The following is a 16,279-nucleotide window of genomic DNA, read 5'->3' as shown; positions in this document are numbered from 1 at the left end:
GTTCGCGTCACGGCTGGCCATTGTTCACGCCACAACGCCCCCACGCTCTGAGTGTGGGGGCGTTGAGGCGTTCAGGTCTTGGCTTAGTCCAGGTAGTCGCGCAGCACCTGTGAACGACTGGGGTGGCGCAGCTTCGACATGGTCTTGGACTCGATCTGGCGAATGCGCTCGCGGGTCACGCCGAACACCCGACCAATCTCGTCTAGCGTCTTGGGCTGGCCATCGGTGAGACCAAAGCGCATGCCGACCACGCCAGCCTCGCGCTCGCTAAGCGTGTCCATGACCTTGCTGAGCTCCTCCTGAAGCAGCGTGAAGCCCACGGCATCGGCCGGGACGACTGCCTCGGAGTCCTCGATGAGGTCACCGAACTCGCTGTCGCCGTCCTCGCCCAATGGGGTGTGGAGCGAAATGGGCTCGCGGCCGTACTTCTGAACCTCGACCACCTTCTCGGGGGTCATGTCGAGTTCGGCGGCAAGCTCCTCGGGAGTGGGCTCGCGGCCCAGGTCCTGAAGCATCTGGCGCTGGACTCGCGCGAGCTTGTTGATGACCTCGACCATGTGGACGGGGATACGGATGGTGCGGGCCTGGTCGGCCATGGCGCGCGTGATGGCCTGACGGATCCACCACGTGGCGTAGGTCGAGAACTTGTAGCCCTTGGTGTAGTCGAACTTCTCGACGGCTCGGATCAGACCGAGGTTGCCCTCCTGGATCAAGTCCAGGAACAGCATGCCGCGGCCTGTGTAGCGCTTTGCCAGCGATACCACCAGTCGCAAGTTGGCTTCGAGCAGGTGGTTCTTGGCGTGGCGTCCGTCGTTTGCGATCCACTCGAGCTGACGGCGCAGCTTGGGGGCGATCTTCTCCCCGGAACCAAGCTTCTCTTCCGCGAACAGGCCGGCCTCAATGCGCTTGGCGAGGTCAACTTCCTGCTCGGCGTTCAGCAGCGCGACCTTACCGATCTGCTTCAGGTAGTCCTTGACGGGGTCAGCGGTGGCGCCTGCCGTGAAGACCTGCTGCACGGGGGCGTCGTCGTCGGCGCTACGCAGGACGTAACCCCGCTCTTCAGAATCCTCGACCTTAGGCTTGGCCTCGACGGGCTCATCCTCGATTTGAGCGACGGGTGCGTCCTGGTTCTCGACGCTGCGGGCCTGGGCCTCCGCGTCCTCCTTGGCACGCTTAGCCGCAGCTCGCTTGGCTGCAGCAGTGGGCGCTGCGGCCTTCTTTGCGGCAGCAGCCGAAGCCTTGGGCGCGGCTGCCTTCTTAGGAGCTGCCGCCTTCTTGGGCGCGGCGGCCTTCTTGCGCGTTACCGGCTTCGCGTCCTTCTCGGTCTCCACTGCTTCTGGCGCGCTCTTAGCGGCCGTCTTCTTGGTGGCGCTCTTGGCGCTTGCCTTAGTTGCGGTGGTCTTGGGCGAGGCTGCGGTAGTCGTGGCCTTCTCCTTCTTCATTGCCTTCGCCGATGCGGCGGAGGACTTGGACACTAACGGGCTTGCGACGCATGAGGCGTCAGGTAAGGGGTTCGCACGGCTGGACTTGCAAAACGAACGGCGGTGACACGAGGAGCCCCCGCAACACAACGACCGGAAAGGTCAGTGCTGTGGGGCGACACGAGGATCCTCTCTGACGGCAGCAGTGCTACGTAGAACTAGTAGCGAAACTACGCTCAGAAGGCTCTTCGCCGCGTCGCGCAAATCCATTAAAGTGTAACGCGACTGTCAACCGAATGGTTCCCCGCAACGGCGTTTTGGGGCACTTTCGAGGAAACATTCTCGCCTGTGGCACCCGAGTGCCCCAAATGTCCGCCTTATGCTTGCCAGCCCGGCGCAATACCCGCACGAATGGTAGCCCGGATAAGCTCGGCGAGCCGGTACCCGGGTGAACTCGCCGTCGCGGCGTCGCATAGAGACACCGCCACAGTCGGCTCTCCCACCCACCACTCCACGAGGGCCTGCACCGCGAGGAGAGGGGCGGCATCCTTGCGCCGACCATGAGCGACACACGCGGCCGTCACGCGCCTGAGAACCGCCGCCCGAACCTCACCGAGCATCAGTGCCTCACGGGGGTCGAGCAGCGCGTCCAGTGCCCTCGATACTGCCTCCGACGGGACCCCCGCGAGGACGTCGTCGATTGCTTCATCCGAGCCTGGCACCAGCCACACGATGACGGCATCCCTGACACGCACGTCCGCCATGGCCGCCACCAACTTGCCGAGGTCGGCCTCTCGAGGAGTGAACTCGGGGTCCGCGCCGCTCGTCAGGTGCTGCTGCCATAGCCCTAGACTCCGACGTCGCCATTCGCGCTCGTCGCTCTCGCGCTTCGACGCCCAGCGAACGGCTGCCCGCGCGCACCTGCGCCGCTCCAGGGCGCCCGCAGTTCCCCATGGGCTGCGGGGCCTGGAGTGGGTCACAGTCGCGCGCATGGCACCGAGGCCGGACATCGGCAGTGGGGAGGCGGGCTGTTCCGGCACGACAGTTCCGTCGAGGGGGCAACACGTCACGTCTGCGCACCCTGGCGCGAAGTAGCGGCCACGTGCGACCGCCCAGGTGTCGACCCTCGGTACCGCATCCGCCACCGCCATCCGCAGCGCGTCGGCCGCCTCGCAGCAGAGCCGCACGGGACCTTCGGTATAGGACACCAGGATCGCAGCAATCGCAGCATCCCTGGCCAGATGTGCGGCGACTGCACGCGACATCGGCTCGAGCACCTCAGGTACTAGGCAATCCTCGCGGTCTACGCGCATGATTGCGCCAATCTCACCACCATCGCGGATGCCAACGATCACGACCGACTCGACAGGCGTGAAGCCAATAATAGAAGGCAGAGTGGCGAGAAGCTCGCCGGGACCACGAAGCGTAGGAATAGTCATGAGTCAACCGTGGGCGCCGCCGGCCGCCCACGTCGAGGCGCGAGCGAGTTATGTGGATGACCATCGCGCCGCGTCGGCCTGTGGACATAAGCGCTCTACGCTGGACGCGTGGACAACCTGCTAACCGAACGCGCCCGCGCCGTCGACGATCGAGTCACCGCCATCCTTGCCAAGACCTCCGGTGCGATAGTCCCGGCGGGCGTGGCAGCCAGTGAGATCACCGACCAAATTTCCGCATCATCTACCGGAGGCAAGCGCCTGCGCGCACAACTCATCGCAGCGTCGCACGACGCCCACCGTGGCAACCAGCTGGAGGCGGCCATCGGCGTCGGTGCCGCCGTAGAACTCTTTCAAACCGCGGCACTCCTACACGACGACGTGCTTGACGACTCGGATACCCGGCGCGGACGGCCAGCCGCCCACCGGGTCCTCGCCGATCTGCATCGCCGCCAGGACTGGCTCGGATCTGCAGATGACTTTGGAGCGGCCGCCGGAATATTGGCGGGCGACCTCACCCTGATGGCCGCGCACCGTGCGCTCTTCGACGCCGTACAGCCCCTCAGCTCCAGGGAGTCAGTTGCTGCGACCGCCCTGTTTGCGGACATGGCCGAACTCGTCACCGTCGGGCAATACCTTGACATGCGGGTGGCGGCCCAGCCACTGGCAACACTCGGCGACCAGGAGTCCGCTATCCGCGACGTCATGCGCGCCAAGACCGCGTCGTACTCCGCCGAGTTTCCTCTGGCCCTCGGCGCCGCCTGTGCCGGCGCCTCTGCCGAATCGATCACCGCGATACGAGCCATCGGCGTTCCGCTGGGAATCGCGTTCCAGCTGAGAGACGACGTGCTCGGCCTCACGGGCTCCCCCGCCGTCACCGGCAAGCCCGCCGGCGACGATATCCGCGAAGGCAAGCGGACGATGCTGGTATGGCGGGCCTGGCAAGTCACCGATGCATCGGGCCGGGCCCGACTTAAGGCGACACTTGGGCGGCGAGACGCGAGCGATGAAGAGGTGGCCCAGACCGTCGCGATCATCGCCGCAACCGATGCCGTGGACCTCGTCGAGCAGGAAATTGCGAGTCTCGCCAGCAACGCCGCGACTCAACTCGCGGCTCTCGAACTCGATCCACGCGGAGTGGAGTTGTTGACGAGGCTCTTCAACGCGGCGACGGACAGAGCCGCGTAGCGCTGCTCTCTAGAGCAGGGCCTGCGCAAGCCTGCGCACAGGGGCGCGCTGTCCCTCACGGAGCGCGTCTAACGGCGACATTCCGAGTTCCTTGGCGGGCTCCAATAGCCACTCGACAGCTTCCTCGTCCGACAGGCCGACATCCGAGAGTAGCGTCAACGTGCCGCGCAGCGTGGGGATGATGTGCGGGCTCACAGCGCCCGGAATGATGAAGCCCGCGGGCAACTGCCACGTGTTGTTTTCCCCCCGGCGCACCGCCACGATCTTGCCTTCGCGGATTTTGTCGCGGACGTCGCCTGCTTCCAGGCCCAGTTCCGCTGCGAATTCGGGAATGGTGAGCCACTGCGTCGATTGAGTCATAGCGCAAGCGTACAAACACGTTGACCCCCTTGCGCACACCTACGGAGTGAGTTAGATTCACTTTTGTAACATGAGTAACATCCAACACATGCGCATCATCAAGGAGGTCATCGTGGGAAATCTTGGTCCGTCACGTCCAGCGACGCGAATTGCCGCACTCGGCACTGCCGCGGCCATCGCCTTCACCGCCTTTGGCGCTACCGCTGCAAATGCAGACGAACAACACAAGGTTCATAACGGCGACACCGTCGGCGCCCTTGCGCACCGCTACGGGAGCACGATCAACGCGATTATCGAGGCGAATCGCCTGAACTCGCGCGCGACGATTTACACGGGAACCACGCTTACCATCCCCACTCACAGGACTTCAACCGCCGCATCGGCGCCAGCTAAGGCGACGACCGCCGCCAAGACCACGAGCACTGCCGCCGGCACTCACAAGGTCCTCAGCGGCGACACGGTGTGGGACCTGTCGCGCAAGTACGGCACGAGTATCACCGCGATCATCAACGCGAACGGCCTCAACAAGTCAGCCATCATCCACGTCGGCCAGAAACTCACCATTCCGGGCAAGGCTTCCTCTACCTCACAGACCACGACCACCGCGGCCACCTCGAAGTCCACGTCCGAGTCCACCAGTACCACAAAGTCTGCTGCAGCGATCGGCACCTACAAGGTCACGTCGGGCGACACCGTCTGGGGAATCGCACGCAAGTACGGTTCGACCATTACCGCGATCATCGACGCGAACGGCCTAAGCAAGTCGGCCATCATCCACGTAGGCCAGAGCCTCACCATCCCGGGCTCTACGGCAGCCACCGTCTCCAACGTCACGAAGGTCACCACGACCTCCTCGGGCGCTCCCAAACTGGCGACCAAGAACAACGTCGACGAATTCTCTGACAAGGCCAGCGGGCTCGTAGGCGATACGTTCCTGGGTCGCACGTACTCCGCTCCTGTCGTGGGCGCCGCGAACCAAAACAAGGCAACGTTGAAGGCGATGGACGTGCCGTCCAAGTCTCAGATGCAGGCGATGATCGTCGCCACGGCCAAGCAGATGGGCGTCGATCCAGCCCTGGCACAGGCAGTTGCGTATCAGGAGTCAGGCTTCGATATGCGAGCAGTGTCACCCGCGAATGCCATTGGCGTCATGCAGGTCATCCCGTCTTCGGGCGAATGGGCATCGCAGATTGTGGGACGAGACCTCAACTTGCTCATCCCCCAGGACAACGTCACCGCCGGCATCGCCATCTTGAAGAAACTCCAGCGCAATGGCACCTCGTTGTCCGACGCGATTGGGGGCTACTACCAGGGTGAGACTGCCGTGCGTAAGTACGGCCTCTATACCGACACCGTGCGCTATGTGGCCAGCGTTAAGTCGCTGATGACCCGCTTCCAGTAACAGATGTGTCACTACCGCTCGTGGCTTTACCTGACGTGCGGCGCGACCGGCTTAGAATGACCCTGTGTCCGACACCATCACTGACCCGCTGCTCGGCCGTCTGATCGACGGCCGCTATGTTGTGCGCGAATGCGTTGGCGCAGGCGGCATGGCAACCGTGTATTTGGCCTTCGACAAGCGCCTCGAACGTCTGGTTGCACTCAAGGTCATGCGCGCCGGACTCGGTTCGGACCTCGATTCATCTGAATTCACTGCCCGCTTCCGGCGCGAAGCCAAGGCCGCTGCCCGCCTGACCCACCCCGGAATGGTGCGGGTCTATGACCAAGGCGTCGACGGCGAGATCTCGTACCTCACCATGGAGTACGTCGAGGGCGAGAACCTACGTCAGCGCATGAACCACGAAGGATGCCTCACGCTGGGTGAGGCCCTCACCGTGACTGAGGGCGTGCTGGACGCGCTTGCCGCAGCCCACCGTCAGCACCTGGTGCACCGAGACATCAAGCCAGAGAACGTCCTGCTAGACGAGGACGGCCGCACTAAGGTTGCCGACTTTGGGCTTGCACGCGCCGTCACCGAGGTGACCTCCACTTCGACCGGAACCATCATGGGCACGGTTGCCTATTTGGGTCCAGAACTGGTGTCTCGAGGCACACAGGACGCGCGCACCGACGTCTACGCGGCCGGCATTCTTCTCTACGAGATGGTCACCGGGCACCAGCCCTTTACCGGCGACTCAGCTATTGATGTGGCGACGCGCCACGTGCACGAGGACGTTCCTGCCCCTTCCCAATCAGTTGCCTGGCTGCCTCCCGAGTTCGACGAGCTGGTGGCGAACCTCGTGGCTCGCGACCCAGACGATCGTCCCCGTGACGCCTCCGCAGCGCTCACTATGGTGCGCCAGGCACGCTCGCTCATCGACGACCCCACCCTCGACCGTCGCGCCGACCTCCCATCGGGATCCATCGCGCTCATGGACCGGGATGACGACGCCACCACGGTGTTCGACCCCGCGCCCGCCGGCGCCACCGTGGCTCTCCCCATCGGTCTCGGAGAGTCCGCGTTCGCCCCCGTCACGACAGCCGCGGCTCTCGTCGAGGACGACCCTGAGGCACGCGAACCAGTTGCCCCTCAGCGTCGCGGATTGTGGTGGTCAGGTGCGATCCTTGCCGCAATTCTTGTTTTGGGCGGCGTTGGATTTTGGTGGTACAACTCGATAGGACCCGGTGCGTACACCACGGTTCCCACCGTCACAGGCACTCAGCAAGAAGTGGAGAAGGCTCTTCAGGCAGCAGGGTTGGTCACCGAGACTCAGTTTGAATATGACGACGTGGTACTCGAAGGAATCGTTATCGGCACCGATCCCGCCAGCCAAAAGCAGGTCCCGAACGGCGCCAAGATCACGATCATCGTCTCCCAAGGCCCCAAGATGACCACCGTGCCCTCCCTAGTGGGGGCTACCGAGGGTGACTCGATCAACGACATACGTGACGCCGAGTTCAAGGTGGGCGAAACGAAAAAGATGTACTCCGACACTGTCAAGAAGGGCGAGGTCCTCGAGCAGGACCCTAAGGCGGGAGAGTCAGTACGTCACGACACCGCGATCAACCTCGTCGTATCGGACGGACCCGAGCCCATTGAATACCCCAATGTCATCGGCAGCACTGAGGCCGATGCTCAGGCGACGCTAGCGGACGATGCACTAGAGGTGACGGTTAAGCGCGAACGTAGTGCAGAGCAAGACAAGGGCAAGGTCTTCAAGCAGGACCCCGCGGCAGGCGACAATGGCACGCGAACCGACGCCATCACGATATGGGTCTCTGATGGGCCTCCCCTAGTTGACGTACCCAACTTTGTCTTCGACCCCGTCGACGAGGCGGTACAGGCCGCCAAGGACGTCGGTCTCGTGCCCGAATTACGCGCGCGCTGGCCGTTTAGCACCCGCAATCAGATCGCCGACCAGTCAATCGCCCCCGGCACTGACGTGGAGCGCGGCACCACGATTGTGCTGATCTACAACTGACGAGCGAACGCGACAGGGATTAACGCAGACGGCGTCCGCACCCCTAAAGGGTGCGGACGCCGCTTTTTTGTGTCGAGGGCTGTTCTACTGCTGGTGCGAGAGCAACTCCGACACCTTGAAAGCCATCTCCAGCGACTGCTGGTGGTTCAGGCGCGGGTCAACTTTGGTCTCGTAACGACGAGCAAGACCCTCGTCATCGATCTCCTCAGTTCCGCCCATGACCTCGGTAACGTCGTCGCCGGTGAGCTCGACGTGAATGCCGCCGGGCACTGTACCTGCGTCGCGGTGCACCTCGAAGAAGCCGGTGACTTCGTCCAAAATCGTGTCGAACTTGCGAGTCTTGTACCCAGAGTCGGACGTGAACGTGTTGCCGTGCATCGGGTCCGTCATCCACGTCACGACTACTCCTGCGTCACGCACCGCCTCAACGAGGCCCGGAAGCACCTCCCGCACCTTGTCGGCGCCCATGCGCGCCACAAAAGTAAGCCGCCCAGGGATGTTGTCCGGGTTGAGGCGCTGCGCGAGCGCGAGGGCGTCCTCGGGCTTGGTGGTGGGTCCGAGCTTCACGCCAATCGGGTTGTGAATCTTGGACATGAACTCCACGTGGGCGCCGTCCAGTTCACGCGTGCGCTCTCCGATCCAGAGGAAGTGCGCTGAGCAGTCGTACGCCAGTCCCGTGCGGGAATCTATACGCGTGAGTGCGTGCTCGTAGTCCAGCAGCAGCGCCTCATGGCTGGAGAACAGTTCGACGGTCTTGAGCGCGTCGAAGTCGCCGCCTGCGGCTGCCATGAAGCGCACCGCGCGGTCAATCTCGGCGGCAGTTTGCTCGTACTTCGCGTATGCCGGGTTGGCAGCGAAGCCCTTGTTCCAGGCGTGTACACGGCGAAGATCCGCAAATCCACCGGTGGTGAAGGCGCGAATAAGATTCAGCGTGGACGCGGAGACGTGGTATGCGTCGAGCAGACGTTCCGGATTGGGAATGCGCGACTCCGGCGACCACGCGGACGAGTTCACAATGTCCCCGCGGTATGCGGGAAGGGTGACACCGTCGCGCGTCTCATCGTTCGACGAACGCGGCTTCGCGTACTGTCCCGCCATGCGTCCGATCTTGATGATCGGTGTCGAGGCTCCGTATGTAAGAACTACTGCCATCTGCAAGATGGTCTTGATCTTGTTGCGGATGCGGTCCGCAGTTGCCTCGGAGAAGACCTCAGCGCAGTCACCACCCTGAAGGACGAAAGCCTCGCCACGCCCAGCGGCCGCGAGCTGCTCCCGCAGCACGTCAGCTTCGCCGGCAAAGACCAGTGGGGGCACCTCACGGAGCCGGTCGGTGGCGCGCTTGAGTGCCTCCGCATCCGGCCACACGGGCTGTTGTTTGGCCTCACAGGAGAGGAACGAGTCCACTCCTGCGGCCTGAAGATCGGTCTGAGTCATAGAGCTATGCCTGGCCAATCTGGGACAACATGTCGGTGTACCAGGGCGTGGCGGTGTCGAAGGCCTTGTGGCCGGCGATGCGCGGGAACGCGATGGCCTTGAGACGGTCGCCGTCCTCCTCGTCATGACCGATCACGCCGGACTCGCCACGCAGCGAACACTCGACCGCAAGGTCGGTCATCGACTTGATCAGGCGAAGGTCCTCGGCGTTCGCGGCCGCGGCGCGCGAGAAGTAACCAGACTTCTGAACCATGACCTTCTCTGCTCCGAGGCGCTCCGCGAACTGCTTCGCGAACCACGCGCCGGGGTTGATGGTGTCGAGCTTGACGTGACCGAACGGGTCACGGTCAACGGTTCCACCGGAGGCCTCGATTTCCGCAATGATTTCGGGCACTCCAGCACCCTCGGACAGGAAAATGTTGACGTTACCGACCTCGTCCATCACGGTACGCAGACGCGTCGCCTCCGCATCGAGATCCAGCTTGGACTCGGGGACGTAGATGGCGTGAATGTCCCAACGCTCCTTAGTCAAACCGATTCCGGGCAGGAACTCGCGGGTATCAAGGTCCTTCCGGTAGGACGCAGCAGCCGCGGCAGTGAGCCAGCCACACGCGCGGCCCATGACTTCGTGGATGATCAGCATGCGGGGCCCGGAACGGTGCTCACCGATGATGTTGCGCGCAAATCCTGCGGCCTCCTCGGCAGCGGTCCAGGCTCCCAGCGACTGGCGAATCGGCACCACGTCGTTGTCGATGGTCTTGGGCAGGCCCACGACGGTCAAGTCGTAGTTATTGTCGGCCAGGTACGCGGCGAGGTCTGCGGCCGTCGTGTTGGTGTCGTCTCCACCGATGGTGTGGAGCACGTCCACCCCGTCCTCCTTGAGACGTTCCGCCGCCACCGCGAGCGGGTCCTGGCCCTCCTGGACCAGACCGCGCTTGACGCAGTCCTCGCGGTTGGTGAGCTTGACGCGCGAGTTACCAATGGGCGAGCCGCCAAACTCGTGCAGGATGCCAGCCTTGGCGCGCACCTCGTCGTCGATGACGGTCTTCTTGCCGAGCAGCAGGCCCCAGTATCCGTGCTCATAGGCGATGATCTCGACCTCCGGCGCGATCTCGGTGTAACGCTCGATCAGTCCACCTACTGCGGAGGACAGGCAGGGGGCGAACCCTCCGGCGGTGAGCAGTGCAACGCGACGTACCGTCATGACATACCTTTCAGTTCAATGCTTAGGTGATTTCACGCCCATTCTAGGGGCGAAGAATATTGGCCGATGCCGCCCGCTAGGCGGAGTCGCCTTGTGCGCGGTTCTCGCGCTCAAGTTCGCGCTTATATTGCGCTGAGTCTCGGTCCACATACTCTTGGCCGGACAACTCGCGAATCGCTTCCATCACACTGTCCGTAAAGGTGCGTAGTGCCACGCGATCGTCTTGCATCCCCACGTAGGGGTGATGAGAGATTGGTGCCCCGATTCGCACACCGATGGGGTGCCGCGACGGCACCCGCTGCCCTATGGGTTGAGCGATGTCGGTGTCGATCATCGCCACGGGGACAATGGGAACCTGTGCTTCAATCGCCATACGGGCCATGCCAGTCTTACCCCGGAAGAGACGTCCGTCGGCGCTGCGAGTTCCCTCGGGATAAATGCCTAGCAAGTCTCCGCCTTGAAGCGCCTCGAGCCCGGTCCGTAGCGCCGCCTCCGACGCTTTTCCTCCACCACGGTGCACAGGAATGACTCCCACTCCCTGCATGAAGGCCTTGGTGCCGTAGCCCTTAATTCCCTTGCCCGTGAAGTACTCGGCCTTGCCAAGAAAGACAACTTTGCGCTTGAGAACCAGTGGCAGAAACACGGAATCTGAAAACGACAGATGGTTCGAGGCAAGGATCGCGCCTCCCGACTCGGGCACGTTCTCCACACCTTCCGCCCAGGGTCGGTAATACGTCTTGAGGCCTGGCCCCAAAAGTACGTGCTTGAACAACCCGTAGTACATCCGCGTCCTTTCCTGACTCCTCAGGCTAGCCGGTTACTCCCCGGTTGCCTCGCGCGCCAGGGCGGCCGCGCCGACAATTCCAGCATCGTTTGCCATGTCAGCGGCAACGATCGGAGCAATGGGGCGGTGCCCGCGGGCGGGCAAATACTCGGAGTACGATGCGCGGGCTGGCTCAATCATGAGGTCCCCGGCGGCAATAACACCACCACCCACCACGAACAGTTCGGGGTCAAGGATTGCGGCGAGCGACGCACACCCCTGTCCGATCCACGACCCAAGCTCAGCGAGCAACTCGATGCCGAGCTCGTCCCCCGCCACGGCAGCCTTGGTGACGTGCGGTCCGGATATATCTGTAGCGCTTCCGCCGGCGAGCTCCAGAAGAGCAGCAGAGCGCACCGGTCGCTCCACCCCGGCACGATGAGCCTCACGCACTAGTGCGGATCCCGAGGCGTACTGCTCCCAGCAACCACGATGTCCGCACCCACATGCGTGCCCACCTGGAACGACGCGAAAGTGGCCCAATTCCGCGCCAAAACCGTATTGGCCGCGGACCAGGCGGCCGTCGACTACGAGCGCCGCACCCAGCCCGGTGCCGATCGTCAACATCACCATGTTGGTGGCGTCGCGTCCCGCGCCGTACTTAAACTCTGCCCATCCAGCCGCATTGGCGTCATTCTCGACGACGACGGTAATGTCGGGCCGGTTGATCAACGCAGAAACCTTGTCAGCAAGCGCGTACTCACGCCAGGCGATGTTCGGGGCAAACGTCACGTGCGCACGGTCGGAGGACACAAAGCCCGCCGCTGCCAAGCCCACCGCATGGAACTCATACTGCTGAGAAAGTTCGGCCACGGCATCGGCGATTGCCGAGTCGATGCTGGCAGGCTCCTGTGGCTGCGTCTTGCGGCGCGTCTTCGCCACAATCTCGCCCTGCTCGTTCACGACACCTACAGCGATCTTGGTCCCGCCAATATCCACACCAATAGCGTGCTTGGTCATACTCTCCCCCGGTCACTTGATCAACACCAGAAAGAGTATCGTTTCCCTACCCGTTCAATGACAATGGAGTCAAGGATGCCAGCCGATACCCAACCCGATTACGCACACAACATCGTCGACGAGGTGAATGCCGCCTGGGAACGCTACAGCGACCGCGTCCTTGTCAGCCACATGGTTGACGACCAATGGGTAGACCTCACCGGCCGAGAACTCAGGCAGCTCGTCGATGACGTCGCTAAGGGGCTCATCGCGCGCGGAATCGAGCCCCACCAGAGCGTGGGCATCATGGCGCGCACTCGTTACGAATGGTCGGTGTTGGACTTTGCCATCTGGTCCGCAGGTGCCATCCCGGTACCCATCTATGACACCTCCGCTCGTTCCCAGGTTGACTGGATCACCTCGGATTCCGACATGTCGGTGCTGTTCGTGGAGACCGATGCGCACGCAGCGCTGGCCCACAAAGTCGCTGCTGACACAGAGTCACCCCTCAATGACGTCTACGTCATTGACCACGGCATCATCGACGAATTGGTCGAGGATGGGGCAAAAGTAAGCGACGCCACATTGGCCGAACGCAAGGCCGCCCCCGGACAACAGGACCTCGCCACCATCGTCTACACCTCCGGTACCACCGGCCGGCCCAAAGGCGTGCGCCTGTCTCACTTTGCATACCTGCGACAGATCCGGGGCATCCAAGACATCGCGCCCGGTGTGGTCTTCCAGAAGGACGGCAGCACCGTGCTGTTCCTCACCCTTGCACACTCGCTCGCGCGCATGATTCAGGTGGTTTTGCTCGCATCGGGCATGCGAATCGGCTACTGTCCCGATGCCACGCAGCTTGTGCCCATGATGGGGTCGCTCAAGCCCACGCTGGTGCTCGCCGTTCCTCGCGTCTTCGAAAAGGTCTACGCGGGTGCGGAACAAAAGGCCGAGCTCGGTGGCAAGGTCAAAATCTTCCGGTGGGCGGCCAAGCAAGCCATCGATTACTCAACGGCACTCGATAACCCCCGCGGCCCATCCATCGCCCTCAAAGCACGTCACGGCCTCGCGGACAAGCTGGTCCTCGGCAAGATCCGCGACGTGTTGGGCGGCCGCGCCACGTGGGCCGTGTCAGGCTCGGCACCGCTCGGCGAGCGACTCGGCCACTTCTACCGCGGCCTTGGCCTCACCGTGCTCGAGGGTTACGGTCTCACCGAGACCAACGCGGCCTCGCATGTGAATCGACCTGAGTTGGTCAAGATGGGCACCGTAGGTCCTCCTCTTCCCGGACTCGAGTCAAAAATCGCCAACGATGGCGAAGTCTTGATGCGCGGTGAAACGCTGTTCGACGGATACCACCGCAACCCCGAAGCGACGGCCGCGACCATGAAAGACGGGTGGTTCATGACCGGTGATTTGGGCGAGGAGGATGCCGACGGCTATGTACGGATCACCGGCCGTAAGAAGGAGATCATTGTCACTGCTGGTGGAAAGAATGTGGCGCCCGCCGTCATCGAGGACCGACTGCGCGCTTATCCCCTGGTGAGCCAGTGCATCGTCGTGGGAGATGGCCGCCCCTTCATTGGGGCTCTCGTCACCCTGGATGAGCAGGCGTTGCCCGGCTGGCTAAAAAGCAAGGGTATGGAAGAGATGAGTGTGGCCGAGGCGGCTCGCGATCCTCGTGTACGTGCCCGCGTAGAGAAAGCCATTAAGCGCGCGAACTCCGTTGTCTCGCGTGCCGAGTCGGTGCGCAACTTCGAGATCCTCGAGGACGACTTCACCGTCGAGGCCGGAACACTCACCCCGTCGCTCAAGGTAAAACGCGAACAAGTGCTCGCCGACTACGCCGACGCCGTCGAGCGCGTTTACGCCCGCAAGGAGCCTCTCGAGGACTAGCTCGCGTGTCGACCCGTGTGAGTCACCAACGGCGCCCCCGTCCGTGGCTCCGCACTATGCACAAGCCTGAGGGGTGGCACGAGCCCGCCAGCTACCAACGCCTCGACGGCAGCCTCCTGGTCTGCATCCATCCGCACTCCGTGCGTGTCGTGTGAGGCGCTCGCCCCTGCACGCACCGGAATGGTGAGGAAGGACACGACACAGTCGCCGCACGCCTTGTCTCGCACCTCGCAGGTGTCGCAATCAATAATCATGTACCCGAACCTAGACGCACCCTCTGACAAGTGACTCATGGCAGTGTCAGTCGCCTGACGTATGTTCGTCCTATGAGCACGACTCCCACAACTCCGTATTTCGCGCAGACTCTAGCGCGCGACAGGAGGAACAGACTGGCCGAGCCGGTGCGGGACCAATTGGGTGACACTATCCAGCCTGGCTTCGAGGACATTGGGGAGCCACTGTCGGCAACCACCTTTGTGGTGGTCGACCTCGAGACCACGGGTGGATCCCCCGCCACCTCAGCCATCACCGAGATCGGCGCCGTCAAGACTCGCGGTGGAGAAATTGTGGGCGAGTTTCAGACGTTCGTCGACCCCGGCGGCCCCATTCCTCCCTTCATCATCGCCCTCACCGGCATTACGGACGCCATGGTGATGGCTGCCCCACGTATCGAAGGGGTACTGCCCGCGTTCCTCGAGTTCCTCGGTGACTCAGTTCTTGTTGCTCACAACGCCCGCTTCGACGTGGGCTTCCTCAAGGCAGCTTGTCGAGACCACGGCTATGCGTGGCCTGGCAATGAGGTCGTCGACACGCTGACGCTGGCCCGGCGCGTGACGACCAAGGATGAGGCACCTAACAAGAAACTGGCTACGCTTGCGCGCCTCTTCGGGTCCACAGTTGAGCCCAATCACCGGGCACTCGACGATGCGCGTGCCACGGCTCAGGTTCTCCACGGTCTTTTTGAAAGGCTCGCCGCATGGGGAATTACCCACCGCGAGGACCTCGACGCACTCCGCAATCCTGTGCCAGAACACTTGCGCCGCAAAGCGACCATGGCAGACGCTGTTCCCGCCAAACCAGGTGTGTACGTTTTTCGCGGACCTCGCGGCGAGCACCTGTATGTAGGCACGTCCAAGAACCTGCGCTCGCGGGTCAAGACCTACTTCACTCGCGGGGAGCAGCGACGTCGAATGCGAGAGATGCTTGAGCTCGCCATCAGCGTCGAGCCACACGTCTGTGCGACACCACTCGAGGCGGCCGTTCTTGAGGTACGCATGATTGACCAGTACCGACCGCGCTACAACCGCCGCTCAGCGCGTCCGGAGCGAACGGTTTGGCTGACGCTGACCGATGAGCGCTATCCAAGACTCAGCATCACTCGATCGGCCCACGGCAAGGGAACGGTCCTTGGTCCGATGCGCGGAGGTGGCGATGCGAAGCGCGCGATGGAGGCGCTCCAGCATGCACTGCGGTTACGGACGTGCACGCCTCGACTGACCGTGGCGCCTCGCAAAGGTGCACGCGCGTGCTTGCTGAAAGACCTCGGGGCATGCGACGCACCATGCGTGGACGGCGCCGAGTCCGGCTACGACGAGGTGGTCGCCGCGGCTCGACATGCCATCTCACATGACCCCTCCCCCGTGATCGCCGCCCTCGCGGCGAACGTCGCGCACCACGCGGAGGCTCTTGAGTATGAGCGCGCCGCGGAACTCAGAGATGCCGCAAGTTCAATCGTTGAGGCGGGGATGCGTACTGAGCGGCTTGCCTCGTTGAGGAGGGTTCGCCTGGTAGCTACGCGCCGCGCAGGCGACTCGTGGGAACTCGTCTCGGTGGCGCACGGGAGGCTCACGGGCAGCGCGAGGGTCACAACCGGAGTGTGGGACGCCGCGGATGCATTGCAGTCCACATGGGACTTTGATACTGACGTGACTCCCCTCATCGAGGAGCAGGAGATGATTGCCCGCTGGCTCGAACAATCAGGAACCAGACTCCTGCACATCGAGGGTGACTGGGCACAGCCCCTCGCCAGCGCGGGCCCACACCATGCTTGGGTCACAGCACGCCGGTCGGATCACGAACTGATCCTGGACGTGGCGCGCGGTGACCTCAACATGTACTGACGCCCCAATCGGGGGAGCAACTCCCCGACGCAACGA

Annotated in this window: 13 protein-coding genes; 5 read left to right on the top strand and 8 right to left on the bottom strand. The window is 63.1% G+C overall.

Annotation, left to right across the window (positions count from 1 at the left end; genetic code table 11):
* Positions 1-83: 83 nt before the first annotated feature.
* Positions 84-1,475, bottom strand: coding sequence for an RNA polymerase sigma factor (locus AOP77_RS08640; RefSeq protein WP_062212424.1), 1,392 nt, complete (start codon positions 1,473-1,475; stop codon positions 84-86).
* Between the two features lie 323 nt (positions 1,476-1,798).
* Complete coding sequence (locus AOP77_RS08635) at positions 1,799-2,860, bottom strand: DUF4192 domain-containing protein (RefSeq protein WP_062212420.1); 1,062 nt, start codon at positions 2,858-2,860, stop codon at positions 1,799-1,801.
* 108 nt (positions 2,861-2,968) lie between these two features.
* Between AOP77_RS08635 and AOP77_RS08630 the strand changes: the two genes are divergently transcribed.
* Positions 2,969-4,045 (top strand): polyprenyl synthetase family protein, encoded by a 1,077-nt coding sequence (locus AOP77_RS08630; protein WP_062212417.1) that lies wholly within the window; start codon positions 2,969-2,971, stop codon positions 4,043-4,045.
* A 9-nt stretch (positions 4,046-4,054) separates the two neighbouring features.
* Here AOP77_RS08630 and AOP77_RS08625 read toward each other — a convergent pair whose 3' ends face one another.
* Entirely contained in the window at positions 4,055-4,405 is a 351-nt protein-coding gene (locus AOP77_RS08625) for an Rv2175c family DNA-binding protein (RefSeq protein WP_062212414.1), read from the bottom strand.
* A 70-nt stretch (positions 4,406-4,475) separates the two neighbouring features.
* Here AOP77_RS08625 and AOP77_RS08620 point away from each other — a divergent pair, with 70 nt between their 5' ends.
* Together AOP77_RS08620 and pknB are read left to right on the top strand one after the other, a co-directional pair.
* The gene (locus tag AOP77_RS08620) at positions 4,476-5,807 is read left to right on the top strand and encodes a LysM peptidoglycan-binding domain-containing protein (protein ID WP_152649838.1); all 1,332 of its coding nucleotides are present in this window, start codon (positions 4,476-4,478) and stop codon (positions 5,805-5,807) included.
* A 64-nt stretch (positions 5,808-5,871) separates the two neighbouring features.
* A complete protein-coding gene (pknB, locus tag AOP77_RS08615) occupies positions 5,872-7,827 on the top strand; it encodes a Stk1 family PASTA domain-containing Ser/Thr kinase (protein WP_062212408.1) in 1,956 nt (651 codons plus the stop codon).
* Positions 7,828-7,911: 84 nt separating this feature from the next.
* Here pknB and AOP77_RS08610 read toward each other — a convergent pair whose 3' ends face one another.
* The 4 genes from AOP77_RS08610 to AOP77_RS08595 all read right to left on the bottom strand — a co-directional run bounded on the left by AOP77_RS08610 (position 7,912) and on the right by AOP77_RS08595 (position 12,248).
* Complete coding sequence (locus AOP77_RS08610) at positions 7,912-9,261, bottom strand: class II 3-deoxy-7-phosphoheptulonate synthase (RefSeq protein ID WP_062212405.1); 1,350 nt, start codon at positions 9,259-9,261, stop codon at positions 7,912-7,914.
* A gap of 4 nt (positions 9,262-9,265) precedes the next feature.
* Positions 9,266-10,465: a pyrophosphate--fructose-6-phosphate 1-phosphotransferase gene (locus tag AOP77_RS08605; protein WP_062212403.1), complete on the bottom strand. Its 1,200-nt coding sequence runs from the start codon at positions 10,463-10,465 to the stop codon at positions 9,266-9,268.
* A gap of 76 nt (positions 10,466-10,541) precedes the next feature.
* The gene (locus AOP77_RS08600) at positions 10,542-11,249 is read right to left on the bottom strand and encodes a lysophospholipid acyltransferase family protein (protein WP_062212400.1); all 708 of its coding nucleotides are present in this window, start codon (positions 11,247-11,249) and stop codon (positions 10,542-10,544) included.
* A gap of 33 nt (positions 11,250-11,282) precedes the next feature.
* Positions 11,283-12,248, bottom strand: a complete 966-nt coding sequence (locus tag AOP77_RS08595; RefSeq protein ID WP_062212397.1) for an ROK family glucokinase — start codon at positions 12,246-12,248, stop codon at positions 11,283-11,285.
* A 75-nt stretch (positions 12,249-12,323) separates the two neighbouring features.
* Between AOP77_RS08595 and AOP77_RS08590 the strand changes: the two genes are divergently transcribed.
* Positions 12,324-14,123 (top strand): AMP-dependent synthetase/ligase, encoded by a 1,800-nt coding sequence (locus tag AOP77_RS08590; protein WP_236685795.1) that lies wholly within the window; start codon positions 12,324-12,326, stop codon positions 14,121-14,123.
* Here AOP77_RS08590 and AOP77_RS08585 read toward each other — a convergent pair.
* On the bottom strand, positions 14,120-14,377 hold the full coding sequence (locus AOP77_RS08585; RefSeq protein WP_084622502.1) for a hypothetical protein: 258 nt from the start codon (positions 14,375-14,377) through the stop codon (positions 14,120-14,122). The genes AOP77_RS08590 and AOP77_RS08585 overlap by 4 nt on opposite strands.
* Positions 14,378-14,449: 72 nt before the next feature.
* Between AOP77_RS08585 and AOP77_RS08580 the strand changes: the two genes are divergently transcribed.
* Positions 14,450-16,243 carry a DEDD exonuclease domain-containing protein gene (locus tag AOP77_RS08580; protein WP_084622479.1) on the top strand — a complete coding sequence of 598 codons (1,794 nt, stop codon included), beginning with the start codon at positions 14,450-14,452 and terminating at the stop codon, positions 16,241-16,243.
* Positions 16,244-16,279 lie beyond the last annotated feature (36 nt).

Origin of the sequence: Demequina oxidasica (genome assembly GCF_000975115.1) — a bacterium.
Taxonomy (GTDB): Bacteria; Actinomycetota; Actinomycetes; order Actinomycetales; family Demequinaceae; genus Demequina; species Demequina oxidasica.
Note: the sequence above shows the minus strand (reverse complement) of the source record. Positions and strands in the feature narration are given on the sequence as shown.